This is a genomic window from Prevotella sp. P3-92, from assembly GCF_002251205.1.
Taxonomy (GTDB): Bacteria; Bacteroidota; Bacteroidia; order Bacteroidales; family Bacteroidaceae; genus Prevotella.
Genome location: NZ_NPJE01000067.1, coordinates 1 through 14,047, shown reverse-complemented (window position 1 = coordinate 14,047; position 14,047 = coordinate 1). Strand labels below are relative to the sequence as shown.

General features: G+C 38.7%; 12 protein-coding genes, 1 rRNA gene and 1 pseudogene. 1 reads left to right on the top strand and 13 read right to left on the bottom strand.

Annotated elements, in window-relative coordinates; translation table 11 throughout:
* Nucleotides 1-22 precede the first annotated feature (22 nt).
* Nucleotides 23-135 (top strand): 5S ribosomal RNA (rrf, locus tag CIK93_RS12520).
* Nucleotides 136-690: 555 nt separating this feature from the next.
* Here the strand turns inward: rrf and CIK93_RS12515 are convergent.
* The 13 genes and pseudogenes from CIK93_RS12515 to CIK93_RS13740 all read right to left on the bottom strand — a co-directional run bounded on the left by CIK93_RS12515 (nt 691) and on the right by CIK93_RS13740 (nt 13,309).
* Nucleotides 691-855: a rubredoxin gene (locus CIK93_RS12515; RefSeq protein WP_094390822.1), complete on the bottom strand. Its 165-nt coding sequence runs from the start codon at nt 853-855 to the stop codon at nt 691-693.
* Nucleotides 856-883: 28 nt separating this feature from the next.
* A complete protein-coding gene (gene rbr, locus CIK93_RS12510) occupies nt 884-1,423 on the bottom strand; it encodes a rubrerythrin (protein WP_094447554.1) in 540 nt (179 codons plus the stop codon).
* Between the two features lie 1,007 nt (nt 1,424-2,430).
* Nucleotides 2,431-4,512, bottom strand: coding sequence for a DUF262 domain-containing protein (locus tag CIK93_RS12505; protein WP_094447553.1), 2,082 nt, complete (start codon nt 4,510-4,512; stop codon nt 2,431-2,433).
* Between the two features lie 2 nt (nt 4,513-4,514).
* The gene (locus CIK93_RS12500; RefSeq protein ID WP_094435408.1) at nt 4,515-4,904 is read right to left on the bottom strand and encodes a hypothetical protein; all 390 of its coding nucleotides are present in this window, start codon (nt 4,902-4,904) and stop codon (nt 4,515-4,517) included.
* Between the two features lie 15 nt (nt 4,905-4,919).
* Entirely contained in the window at nt 4,920-5,123 is a 204-nt protein-coding gene (locus CIK93_RS12495) for a Fic family protein (protein ID WP_094447552.1), read from the bottom strand.
* Nucleotides 5,124-5,239: 116 nt separating this feature from the next.
* Nucleotides 5,240-6,007, bottom strand: a pseudogene (locus CIK93_RS12490) (ATP-binding protein); the annotation flags it as partial.
* A 62-nt stretch (nt 6,008-6,069) separates the two neighbouring features.
* On the bottom strand, nt 6,070-6,840 hold the full coding sequence (locus CIK93_RS12485) for a YbjQ family protein (RefSeq protein ID WP_094447550.1): 771 nt from the start codon (nt 6,838-6,840) through the stop codon (nt 6,070-6,072).
* Nucleotides 6,841-6,975: 135 nt separating this feature from the next.
* Entirely contained in the window at nt 6,976-7,512 is a 537-nt protein-coding gene (locus tag CIK93_RS12480) for a hypothetical protein (protein ID WP_094447549.1), read from the bottom strand.
* Between the two features lie 167 nt (nt 7,513-7,679).
* A complete protein-coding gene (locus CIK93_RS12475; protein WP_094447548.1) occupies nt 7,680-11,555 on the bottom strand; it encodes an Eco57I restriction-modification methylase domain-containing protein in 3,876 nt (1,291 codons plus the stop codon).
* A gap of 3 nt (nt 11,556-11,558) precedes the next feature.
* Complete coding sequence (locus CIK93_RS12470; protein ID WP_094447547.1) at nt 11,559-12,554, bottom strand: restriction endonuclease subunit M; 996 nt, start codon at nt 12,552-12,554, stop codon at nt 11,559-11,561.
* Entirely contained in the window at nt 12,547-12,762 is a 216-nt protein-coding gene (locus CIK93_RS12465; RefSeq protein WP_094447546.1) for a helix-turn-helix domain-containing protein, read from the bottom strand. Before CIK93_RS12465 ends, CIK93_RS12470 begins: the two co-directional genes overlap by 8 nt.
* A gap of 107 nt (nt 12,763-12,869) precedes the next feature.
* Nucleotides 12,870-13,013, bottom strand: coding sequence for a hypothetical protein (locus CIK93_RS13745; RefSeq protein ID WP_158215523.1), 144 nt, complete (start codon nt 13,011-13,013; stop codon nt 12,870-12,872).
* A gap of 122 nt (nt 13,014-13,135) precedes the next feature.
* The gene (locus CIK93_RS13740; RefSeq protein ID WP_158215522.1) at nt 13,136-13,309 is read right to left on the bottom strand and encodes a hypothetical protein; all 174 of its coding nucleotides are present in this window, start codon (nt 13,307-13,309) and stop codon (nt 13,136-13,138) included.
* Nucleotides 13,310-14,047 lie beyond the last annotated feature (738 nt).

The window sequence follows — 14,047 nt, the reverse complement described above, 5'->3', positions numbered from 1 at the left end:
TGTGATACGGCTGAGAGAATTATCAGGTGGCTATTGCGGTGGGGTTCCACCTCTTCCCATTCCGAACAGAGAAGTTAAGCCCACTTGCGCCGATGGTACTGCAATGCAATGCGGGAGAGTAGGAGGCTGCCATCTTTTACAAAGCACCTTGTTTCAGCAAAGAAGCAAGGTGCTTTTTTTCGTTTCCTCCCTTTACGGATCCACGGAACACAGAGTAAACGGAAAGATTCTGTTTAAAGATTATTCTTAAGATTTTCGTTAAGATTTCGAGCCTGTAAGGCGATCCATAATAAAGCCCTTCCCAGAAGCGAGGAACTCGAGCGCATTTTTAGTCGAGATTTTGTTAAAGATTTTGTTTGTTGTCTCCCTGAATTACAGATTATTTCTTGCGAAGCAACTTCTTAAACAAGATTTCCTCCAAAGATTTACCTATGGTTTATTTGTCGTGACTCAGCATACTGAAAGCCGCGTCTCTCACTCTGTCTTCGCTACTCCAAAACATCTTGCCGTAGGCAACTAAAAAAATCTATTTCCTAAAACTGTCAACTGTCAAACTGTAACGCCTGTGATTGATGATACGGATAGCTTGTGGGGATGGCATTATTCTGTCCTCCGTGGCATTTTATTATACGGAAAAACAACCCATAACACGTTTGAAGCATTATGGGTTGTAGATATGTTTTTATTAACTTAGTCGTCTATAGGAGAGAACTCGTCCTTTCCTACTGAGCAAAGCGGACACTCGAAATCATCGGGAAGATCCTCAAATGGTGTACCTGCTGGTATTCCAGCCTCTGGTACTCCTACAGCTGGGTCGTATACCCAACCGCATACGTCGCAAACATACTTCTTCATAGTTCGTTGTTTTTTTAGTGGTTTATATTTAGAAATTATCTACATGTACCTCAAAGTAAGCCTTTGGATGTGAGCATGTAGGGCATATCTCTGGAGCTTCGGTTCCTACTACAATATGTCCGCAGTTGCGGCATTCCCATACCTTAACCTCACTCTTCTTGAACACTTCCTGAGCTTCTACGTTGCGCAGTAGTGCACGATAACGCTCTTCGTGACGCTTCTCAATAGCAGCTACAAGGCGGAACTTTTGTGCCAATTTATTGAAGCCTTCCTCTTCGGCAGTCTTGGCAAAGCCTTCGTACATATCTGTCCATTCATAGTTCTCGCCTTCAGCAGCAGCTGCAAGATTCTCAGCTGTAGTGCCAATGCCACTAAGCTCCTTAAACCACATCTTGGCATGTTCCTTCTCGTTGTCGGCAGTTTGCTGGAAGATAGAAGCTATCTGCTCAAATCCGTCCTTTTTTGCACGTGATGCGAAATATGTATATTTATTGCGAGCCTGTGATTCGCCTGCAAAAGCAGCAGCGAGGTTCTTTTCTGTCTGTGTGCCTGAATATTTGTTTGCCATAGTCGTATTTTTTAAAAAATGTTATTGTTTTCTTTATCTGATGCAAAGTTACTGATAATCATTAAATTAGCAAAATAAATATCGGCAAACAGATAGTAAATTTCGGTACTGCGACATATTTGTACGCTTAGCTTGCTGAAATTTACCATTTGTTTTGTAATTTTATGCCCAAATAACAGATATATTATGACAACAGAAGAACTTAAGATTCTACACCTTATTATATTATAGATGATAAAATCGTGCGTATGTTAATGCCATTGGTGGACGACATGGAGGAAGAGTCAGCAATACCGCGAAGAGTGAAACAGACCCCTGAAACAGTATCTGTCCCCTGTTTTACATGATTTCCGTGTGACTTTAAAAAGATCCGTGTTCATCCGTGTCTTTCCACAAACTGTCAACTGTCAAACTGTAACGCCTGGTATGAATTGGCGTTGTCCAAGAAACAGGAACCAGTCCTCGTGTTTCAAGAATCCGAAACCTATTTTTCCTTTTCAAAAACTGTAATACTGTAAGCTGTAAGAATTGAAAGTCATGATGTCAATGACCTGATCCCGTGACATTTGACACGGAAACGTTGGTGCTCCGGAAAAGGACACATAGAAATTTTTTATCCACGGATCACACGGATCACACCAGAATATAAAATATCAGCATAAATTAAAAATAATGGTCAAAATGTTTGGATTTTAACATAGAAAGCGGAGGAATTCCTAACAATCAACGACGGGCTGAAAGCCCAATGTCTTCCATAGCCCAGGGCACCGCCCTGCGGACATGATGCAGCACATCTAACCACGTCCTGTAAGGACAAAAGTAAAAACCATGCGTATTTTTTGCTTTTCAAAACTGTTATACTGTTATATTGTCACGCTTGTAACGCGAAATCGTTTTGAAAACTGTTAACTGTTATTTGTTATTTGAAACACAAAATCGTTTTAGAAACCGTTACAAACTGTAACGGTTTGGGATGATATTGACCTGTCTCCGTGGTAATTATGCTATCATTCCTCCTCCTCTCCTTCCTGTTCTGAACGGAATTCAAAGACGAGTTTTGATGCTGGGATGTTGCTTTCTTCAAACATTCCACGAAGTATGTTTATTTTGGTAGCTGTGCTATTATCAGTCCATACATACTTTCCTGGTGCAAGTTCGCGTCTCCAGTAATCTTGTGTAGTTGAGAAACCGCACTTTTCATTTGCGCAAAGCCATTCTATGGTTGAACGCTTTTCTATCAGAATATGTCCGCATACTTGAATAAGCATTTCCTTCCATGTATTGACCGTATATCTAACCCCATGAAGTATATACGCCTGAAGTTTCTTGCCGGTGAACTCATAATCCTCATCGTCAAGTGATGCAGATTCCGCCTCACGGTTCAACGGCTCAAATGATGTTGTAGGCATAGGCCAAAGTCGCATAAACACATTCTGTAGTTCTTTCTGACGTGCTTTCAGCTCCGTTTCGGTCCATTGTTCGCACGATTTCACAGAGTTGTTCAATCGGAACGCACTGTCTTTGAAACCTTTCTCCATGTCTCTTTTCTCTATAAAGGTAAGATTGCTATATTGAGAGTTATATCCAGTGAGGGTAAGGTTTGCCATTGTATGAAGATATTGCTCATGAATTCTTTCCCAATCATCACCCAACGCAGTTTTCCACTTGTCTGACAAGGTTTGTGGCATGATATGCTCTATCGTGATATTCTTTTCGGTCAGTTCCTTCACCACATCATGGCGTTCATTATTGTCTTGGTTCTCCATGCGCTCAAGTATAAACATACGAGCATTGACTGGCATCTTATATACTTGGCGTGTCTTGAAATCGCCCTTCACCTCCTCGTCTGATGGAAACACCGAAGAGTGCCCCTTCTTTAGCAGTACGTATTTCAGTACGTCAATATATGAAGGTGTAGTCTCGTCACTCGATCTGTTGACGTGATTCAACACATCCCGGTGAAGTGTGGCAAAAACTTTATTCAAAGCATTCGATGGAAGATTGCAAATGATTCTGCGTGCCCAGTAGGCTTCTATGACATCAAGAACTTGGTAGATTTCTGTTTCTGCTAATCCTACTTTAGTTGCATAGTCGAAGAATGCCATAAAGAAAGGATAAGCAATAGTAGAATCCAACGTCCGAAGCTGATTCAACTTTCTATTTAGCTTGGCTGTACCTACTTCTGCATTGTCAACTTGGCTGTAAATCTTAGCATAGTGATGCATGTCTTCCAAGAGTGTTGCCCTATCAATTTCTGCAGTCTCTGCATACTCTTTGAATATAAAGTAGATTTTATCAATACGACCAATCTTACCCTGCTTCATAGTAAGATAATCACGTACAAAAGAGGATGGGTCGTACTTGGTAAATTCTTCTATTGGATTCCAGAACCGAGTATAAAGATCGTCCTGTTCTGCAGGTGCGAGTGACATCAAGAGATAGTTGCGTATCTTATCTGCTTCGCTCAGATCAAGACCTGTAGAGTTCAGACTTTCAAAAATCAACTGTGGGTCATCATCTTCGTCAAGACGTATGTTGATAACTTCAAGTTTCTTTATGGTCTCAAAGAGCTCGTCGAGGGTTAGACCAATACTAGTTATCTTGTTATAGAAGAAGTCGTAATTGCGAGTCACGTTTGATTCCTTGATATATTGGTCTTTTTGCTTATATAGCAACGCATCAAATGCCTGCATATCTTTCTTGATGGGCTTAAGTTTCACCTTACGTTCATCCTCCTGATATTCATCCACAAGATAACGCTTGAAGATTTTCTCAACAAGCTTTGCATCAGTAGCCTCTATTAGTCCTTCTTTCTTGGCATTGACCATAGCTATAAGCAGCAACGAAACGGTTGTGATTCGCTGCTGACCATCAATGATGAATCTGTCTTCAGTTCCCGACTGAATGCTTGATACGATACTACCAAAGAAGTGACTCCTGCGGTTACTATTATGGAGCTTCATTAAATCTTGAAACAACTGCTCACAGTTTTCCTCCTTCCAGTCGTAGTTGCGCTGATACAGAGGAATGATGAATCGCTTGTCAGATCCAACAAAGAATTTTATCAGTGGTTGTGCGTCGCCTTTCATAGTTAGAAAATTGATATGATGTAACCAATAAGCTCTTTATTGTTGCAATTAGGAACTTCAAGAGACCTACCTCCTTTTAAGCCATATTTACATAGCTCTTTTTCAGAAAGCATTGTGCCTTCATATTCTTCAAGTAGTTCAAGTTTATAAGTAATTTCATTGGGTGGTGTAACGACCCAAAACGATTGGTCTTCACGTTTGCAGTTCTCAGCAGTTACCACCATCTTGAATCGTACACAGCGCTCATCTGACATAAAAAGATACACTATATCTCCAATAGAAAAACGTACTCTTCCCATTCTCCAATTGATGAATCCAAGATAATGGATTGCATCTGTATGTCTGCACCTTTTTCTGTTGGCAAAGGCAAGCCAAGTGCGATTATTCAACATAATTGTAATTTTAAGTCAAAAAACATCTAATTTCTTCCATATCTTTGCCTTCTCCGTTAGACGGTACATCTGTTTTGGATGATTTGGCTGTTCTGGATATTTTCGTTCAATACTGCCATCTGTTAGAGCAGGGGCTATATAACTATCATGCATTGTTTTACGTCTGACAATTCCACATAGTTTCATCATCTCAGAAACATCAATGTAATCATCGTTCATTACTGTCACTAACTTTTCTACTTGGGCGGTACTTGGGCGGTACTTGGGCGGTACTTGGGCGGTACTTGGGCGGTACTTGGGCGGTCAAACTCTTTTTCACTTGTCCACTCAGCCATCAATGTTGCCTTCAGAATGAACGCATCAATATGGAACGATGGGATTGCGCAGCCTTTTGTTTCCAGCTCATTGCAGATACGGTCGATACCTTCGCCAAATTCCTTGACATACTTATATGCCTTGAGGTATTGGGCTATCTTGGGATTTCGTGAGAAATGAGTGTGGCGAATGTTGTCTGGACGCACCAATCCTGGCAAATCTCCTGGAGTCTCAAAGACTATACGGTCGTCGAACATCTTAATCTGAATCTCTGTTCCCTTGATGTTGTATGCTCTGTGGCAGCAACTATTCACTACCATTTCTTGTATAGCATATTTTGAGTAGTTGCGGTTTGTAATAAACCGACCGTCTTCTCCAAGGAATGAGTGCTCACGAACCTGCGTTTCCAGATAGTCAATGGTTCTTCTAACCTGCTGAAGTATGTTTCCTTCGAATGTCACGTCCTTGACAACATTCATCTCAGTACCAACCTTTTCCTCTGTACCCTCATAGCGGATGAAGCGAGTGCGGGCACGTGGAAAGAAACGCTGAGGATTCTTTCCGAAAAGGAGAATACAAGCGGTACTAACCTTCTGCTGACCATCTTTCTCAGTAACAAAATCGTTGTTCTCTCTCAGATACTCCATGGCAGACTTTCCATAGCCTATGACATTCATATAGTCACTCACAAGATTCATGTCAATATCATCGGTAGTGGCGTCATAAACATCTTTGTCCTCGTAGTAGCGTTCGCCTTTGTCGTAGAGAAGCTGCATACGCTCATCAAAATCGTAGCTTTGTGCTTACCTACATACTCTTTTATATTTTTCATTTTTAATGAAGTTGCATCTTAATCATTTATACAAGTGTCTAATACAAATTCGTATGCTTCTTTAGCATCGAGTCCTGTTTGCTCCATATAGAATTTACAGGCTTCAGCATAGAGTCCTTGATCTGCCAATTCTTTGATACCGAGCATTGTATTGTCATCGTTCTCCATAGGTGGAACGTCTGCTGCTTCTATATCCTCAATGGTGAGATTTTGTAATGGCTTGCTATTACGAATTTTTTCTGCTCTGGCTTTCACCCTTTCTTCCATCACCCTTTTGAGTTCTTCTTCCTGAGCTTTTCTCGCATTCTCATTGATCGTGTCAATCTCAACCTGATTTGTAACGATGTTGTCAATCTTCTCCTTTTCCCTATTGTATTCCTCTTCCGATAAAAGACCTTCGTTCACAAATGTGCGGAGTTCATGAAGCATTCTTAAATTGCTGTAACGACTTGATATGCTACTTGTCTCGCTGACTATTACAGCTGTACCAACAGCAGTTATCATAAACATGCTCTTGCCCTTGCCGGAAATCTCGTCAAAGTCAATCTGAATGCCGATAATGGCATTTGCCCCAATACTGGTTGCTTTTTGCTTCAACAGTGCAATGACTTGCTCATAGAGGCTATCAAGGTTTCTTCTGTATGTTCCAGAGTTTCCACCGAAAACGTCAGAAATTCCTGCAATGGCATCACTGAAGAAGTTGACACCAAGAACTTGGTTTGCATTTATCACCCCGAGATATTTGACAATATCGTGGTTTTGAATACTATGTGTCGTTGTTATAATCATATTGTCTCTATGCTTAAGAGTTAATAACCTGACTCATGGAATCACAGTTCTTTTATCTAAAACAATGCAAATATCAGAAGCAATCTCTTAACATAAGTCTTGCTTAATAGGTTTGGTAAATACCAATCTTCTAATTTATTCATCTTTTGTAAATTCATCAAAGTTATCATCGGGTATTCCGACTTCAAAGCCGAGTTGTGAGATTAATTCTTTTCCCTTCTTTGCTATATCTTTCTGGTCTATTCCTGCCATATCCCATGTGATGAACGTCTTAGCCTCTGTGTCAAGTCCATGGATGAGGTTGCACAAGCATAGTCCATCATTGCACATCTTCCATTCTGCATTGGGGTATTTCTGGCTTGGCACGCAAACATCTGATGATTTGAGGTTGTTCAATACATACTTGTGAATGACTTCCGGTTTGCTTAATGTCAGATCTTTAAGGAATCGTTCGCGATACCTGTCAAAGAAATGAGGGTGATACATATTGAAATGCCAAAACTCATGACCGTATAGGCTTTTCATTCTTGTATAGGAAAGAGCATATATGCCTCTGTCCTTGCGGAACCAGGCATAATAGAACCAACCTAAATGATCCTTTGTAGGATATTCTATTCCCTTATTGTAGAATTGCAGGACGTAGCTGAAACCACGTGAACTTGTGAATCTCATAGGTGCAAAGTATGTTCTTTCCTTGCTTCTGGAATTCTTCAGTAATGGTTTGTACTTCTTTTTTCCGTCTTCAATTCTATGGCTTATGAGATTTGCGTCTTGCCTAAACAAGTCACAAATCTCATCATATGTCATACTATCAACAATTACTTGTGCCATGTTGTCTATTACATTTGCTTAATTATTGACTTTATGTATTGTTGTTCATCTGGGGTTATTTCATATTTAGCATAAAGCATTTCGTCTGTCCATGTTATTGAGAAATCTTGTATTGGGACAAAACGATAGACTTTGCTCATCGCATGTTGTGTCATTTTTGCAGCAGCAGTTAAGGCCCTAAAGAATCTTGTTTTTAGGTAAATTTCAAAATTTTTAGCCTCCTTCTGTGTGTCAAATCTGGCATAAAGGTAAGATTGTGAGCATACAGACATAGCACCTGCAACAATAGGTTCTCCTAATATTTGGTGTGGAAAATCTTCACCTGCACCATATGCTTCTGGAATAAGAACTTTCGGATATTTTATATCTAAAGAGTTTTTTGAAATTACAGATTTGGACATATACCCCACAGTTCTCTTGTTATGCTCATCCATGTAATAGCATTTTACGTTATGAACACTGTCTTTTTCCTTTACGATGTCATATGTGGTTTTCTTGTTTTTTTGAGGGTTAGATGGGATTCCAAATGGGGTGTCAGAAGACACGATGCTACTAACCATCGGGTTTTCTGTTTCCTTGCGTACCACTTTTTTAACAATTGCTGCTAATTGAGGATCTCTAATAAGTATATCAAAGTCTGAAAGATTTCTTTGACAAGAATATGAACATCCAGGTCTGTTGTATGTATAATCACACAATCCAGCGTCATTCTTGTCCGCAAGATAATAGCACACTCCACCCTTAATCTGTGTGCCAGGAAAAATTTGGTGACTATCGTTGAATGTGATGAGTTTTCTAATTTGACCAGAATTCAACATGCGTTTACGAAAATCATCTATACGATTTTTTCTTCCACCTGCATACCAAATTGCTTTCATTATCATACATGAATAATCACTGGAATAATCCAAACCTATAAGAGCAAAGTCTTGATACACAGGAGCATCGTTTGTTCCACCAGAACCATTGTTGATTTGGTATGGTGGATTTCCTACTATTGCATTTATTTTCATTGTTTTAATAATGTCTAAATATTTTTCCCTGTTTTTTCCGAGAAGGTCATACGTATTAAATTCTGATATTATATTCTCAACTGGCAGCCCAAGTTCTTCATACACTTTCCGTGTGAATTCGTAAGCAACACCAGATGTTGGAAGAGAGAATATATTATTCTTGACCCTATCGCCGAATCTTTTGAAAATTGCATTTGCAAATTCTCCTTCTTTTGAAGCAATGTCCAGAAAACAAAAGTTGTTCCCTACGCTTTCTTCAGGAATCAAAGCAATCATATCAGAAGCGATATTGTTCGGTGTAATAACTTCTGATTCTGACCATCTTCCAAACTGTTTCATTGCATTCTCAACCTTTTGAGTAGGTAATATAGAAGTGTCGTGGGACAAATCATTTATATTTGCAATCTTAAATTCAAGTATTTCTCTCCTTGTTGGATGCATGCTAACTGCAAGTTTTTCTAGTTTATCTAATTTAAGACCAAGATGACTTGCAATTCTTTGATTGTCTTCACTCCCTGATACAGAACAAATATCCGAAATATTCTTTACCGTATCTTTTGTAAGATAAGCAAAAAACAGAATATGTGAGAAATATGTTGCTAATCGCTTCTCGTAACTATCAGTTTCTTTTTCCTTTCGTTCTTCATCATCTTTATGCTCTTTTGAGGAAGAATAGCTACCGTTATTTTCATCTGGTATATCCGCATCAGATTCTTTGTCTGCTTCATGTGCTTTTGTGGTCATTATATTAGCAGAACCAATAGGAGCATAACGCATTATTTCAGCGTACAGATCTTCGTTGTCCTTTAGTGTATAATCTGTACCTACTTCCATTGCTTCATCCATGATACTACGGTTTGAACTATACATACGTATTTTATCAAGTATATCTACGGCCGATACTTCTTGCAATTTGTCATGGTTTACGTACAATATAGGTGAAATATCCAGTTCTCTTTGTATTTCTTTTTCTATCTTGTCGTTACCATATTCTTGCGAATTAACAGAAGAATAGAAGGCTCTTTTTTCCTGAAGAACAAACATTCTTTCTGGCGAGAAATCTACAAGTAATGTTTGCGGTTTCATATTATACTTAATCTCCTTCCCTTCTTCGTCTTTGTATGTCTTGACGAATGGATTTTGAAGGCGATATATTGCTTGATCATATTCCTGAGGTGAAGATGTGCCCTTCAAGAATATCATAGTATCCCACTCTGGTACAGTTGTTCCTGTGAGTAATCTGTTTACGGTTAATGTAAGTGTTCTCTTACCTTCACTCTCGCACGTCCTTATTATACTTTTTATTGAAGATAGTTTCTTGACTCTATTGGTTATTCCTGCTGCATTGACAATTGTATACTCTGACAATGGCATCAACTCGCTATGGCTTTTCAAAAGAGACTCCATTGCATCACATGAAGCTCTACGTGGCAAAACCATAACTACATGATGACAGAGTTTTCCTTCTTTTATTCTGTCATTGCTAAGAAAACTCAGAATGTTAGAATCTTCATCTCCACTATTTATGGCCTTTAAGAAGTCAAGAACTTCTGTTTCATTTACAAAAACGTACTCTCCGTCATTGTTTTTCTTTGCCACAAACAACGCATCAAAAAAATAGTCCTTTCCCTGTTTTCTCAGTTGCTCAATCTTTTTTAATGACGAAGCATTAAAATTAAATGCAAAGCGTACCATCTGTGGGAACCCGTAGTATGGATTCTCCCATTCTTCCTTATTGTCAAGATTCTTTGCATCCCAATCCTCACTAGCTTTTATAATATCGGGATAAGTACATTGGCATATTATGTCTTCTTCAGAGAATTCATTACCCAAAAGTATTCTATATGGTGTACCAGAAAGATGAAGCTGAACACGACATTTGAGGGCATGTACAGTTTTCTCAAGCTCTTCAAAAGATTCTTCTTTCTCATCACTGTCAGATTCCGTTTTTACAGAAGGGTCTGACTGAAGAACCTTTCCGAGATGTTCTGCTCGTGCGCCAAAGTGAGTTTCATCAACAATAAGTAAATCTATCTCACATTTATTAAAAAGCTCATCGTATCTATCTTTTATCTTTTGAGAACTTATGTCTTGTAAAGTCAAGCATATAGCAAGTTTCTTTCCTTCTGATATTGTTTCGCTAATAATTTGTGGGTTTTCCTTTAGTGATTCGCCATCAGCATAGATGAAGTCTTCGAAATTCTTGATTACTTTTATTGTACTCTCCCAACTGTCCTTTACATCTGCTTTTGCAGAAACAATCACAACAAGATTGCAATTTGGCATTGCTTCCGCACAACTCATAGCAGTAACAGATTTTCCAAACCTCATGACTGCATACATTAAGAGTTTTGTACGTCCTTTGTCTAATGCTGCTCCAAAATTTTTTACAACCTCCTTTTGGTTGTCGCGAAGTTCTGTGTAGAAATTATTCTGTTGATAGTTATCGTTTTTCTGTTCTGGAACATTTAGCATGGAATAGAAATTGTATTCTCCAGTCTGATCTTGATAACTCCTTCGTATATCATTTATAGCTTCTTTGATATCTGCTGGTGTTGCATCTTTGAAAAACTCCTTGGAGTGATAAAGACCTTCTTGAAAATCTTCGTCTTTTATTCTTCTACGTCCTTTCACATCCTCAACAAATGCATGTACTGCGTAATCGCGAAAATACTTATTTTCTATGACTGCAGGATGTTCGTAAAGCTTCTGAAGATTCTTGTAATGACGACGCCATTCTTCCAAACGCTGGTAAACAGGCCTGTATGTGTCGCCTATTTTCAAATAATTCGGAACACTACAAGTTTCAAACGCGTAGATGTGAGGTTCTACGCGTCCTGTGATAATTTTATTTATGATTTCATTATTCATTAGCTACTTGTTGCTTTTTCTCAATGTGTAAAACTTAATTGGATGTTTTTTTTCCCAGTCCATTATTTCACAGTAAATACCATTATGTAGCAGATGATTGTTATTTTTGCAGCCTGGACATGGTTTTGATTTTTTTTGTGTCACATCTAAGAATGACGTCTGCTTGTCATCAACTTCATGACAACTCATAGGGACAACCATCTTTAATCCATCCATTTGCCAGATGTTCCATGATACGATGTGGGCAATTTGTTCAAGAGCTTCCCTTGGGGGATATTTCAAGAAACGTTCCTCAAAATACTCTACAAAAGTCCACAGAAGCGATTCCCTTGCAAGCAGAACATTATCGCCTTGCCATTCAAAACCAAGGATATTCTGGTAAGCAAGTATTGCATAATTCAACCATTCTTGTTCTGTCTTGGTATTCTCGCTCACTATACGAAGTTTGCGGTCAAGAAGTCCAATACGGTTTTGTACTGGAATATATTCGCCACTTATTGTGTCGTATCGACTTGCAAGATATGGTGCCTCTCCACATGTAATTTCCAATCGTGTGTCACGGACATAGTCCTTCCAACCTTTTCCCTTTTCTTCAGAGAAGACTATTGGAGAGAGTGAAGTAATCCATGTATGCACATTATTGTTTTCATCTTTCTCTGTGTTGAAGATATTTTCCCTTCCGAACCAAGCACTGTCAACAAGATTATTCTGCTTGTTACATATCCATGAAGGGGTGAATACTTCTGCTTTGTCCTTCGTACGCTGTATTTGTTCCTCTTTGCTTTTGATACATCGAGGATGGATAATACCTTCGTTGTCGCCAGTGATGCGTTCTATGGTTATCTCATCATAGAATGTATATCCTTTTCCCTTTGATGCATACGAATCTGTAGCCCAAAAGATATTCTTATGGGTTGTATGGTCTTTCAAAAGAAGTTCCATCAATGTTGGTTCTTCTCTAAACCAAATGGTTTCGCTTATGTCAATATTACTATTCATTCTCTAGTGGCATTCTGACCAACTCGTCCAACGAGACATTCAACGCAGATGCAATTTTTACAAGATTTTCAAGACTTGGCTGTGTCGTGTTAGTTACCCACTTGGAGAAGGTCGATTGACCCACTCCAATTTTTTCAGCAATAACTTTGCCGTTGATATTTTTCTCGGCAAGCACAACCTTTATACGATTAAGATTTTTATCTATCATGTTTCTTTTATTTTTTCGATGCAAATTTAATAAAAAACTGCAAATAATTGTTGTTTGCGACAATTATTTCTTTGAAACAATATATTTTTAACCATATTTATACATTCTTATGAAGATAATATCTCTTTCTTCACCCTTTGAACAGAACTGACACTCTTACCACTGAGCTTTGCCACATCCCTGATGGTGTAACCTTTGTTCAGATAAGCGATGACCTCCATGATGTCACGGGGACGGGTCAATGACATCAAGTTCTTTTGCTTTCTAAAAACTGTAACTGTAACGCTTGTAACGCAAAATTCGTTTCCGGAAACTGTTATCTGTTATTTGTTATCTGTACCGCAAAAAAATCGTTTTAGGAAACTGTCAACTGTCAACTGTAACGCTTGGGAATGATGATATTGACTACGGATAGTTTTGGGATGACATTGACCTGTATCCATGACATGGCTGCAGACTGCAACTCCGGAAAGCTGAACGGGTATGCTCCGGAATATGAAAACAAGTGAAACAGTATCTGTTCCCCTTTTTCATCTCCCTGTTTCATGGTTGCCTCATAAGTAAGTCATAACTAACTCCGCACTAAGTCCCAAAATTGGCGGACAATGATAGGAGGTACAAGGAACAGAAAGGGAGAATACCAATGATGTGGAAATGAATTGTATGATTGGAATTGCAATCTTAAGCGTTACAGTTGACAGTTGACAGTTTGGGAAAAGCAAAAAATCATCCAAGCGTTACAATATAACAGTATAACAGTTTCCATAAACCATATTTTTGCGTTGGGCTCCGAAAATGTCACACGGATTACATGGATGACACGGATTTTTATTTGCAAGTTCCCTCCCTTTTTAATATCACACAGATATTCTGGAGCAGCGAAGACAGAGTGAAAGTTCGGTTTTGCTCTGTTGAGTCGCGTCAGAATAAGCCAAAGGCAAATCACAGAAATTTATTATTCACGGAACACGGAGAAAGCGGAAAAAAATTAAAGTTAAAGAAACGCTCTGAGGAAGGTGTTCGAGTGCATTTTCGTCTTTGATTTATTTGCTTTGATATGCGCTTGGCTTATATTATCAGGAGAGAATTATGAAAAACTATGCGAAGTCGGGAATAAAAACATCTATAATAAAGTTAAATAATATTAAATATTAGATTAAAACTGCCAAAACTCTTGCATTTCGGGGGTGTCATGTTGTATCTTTGTGTTTCAAGCCGAGGATGATTTCCAAAACAAGAAAGAAACCTTTAAACCAAAAAAATCAAATAAATAATTTAACAACTA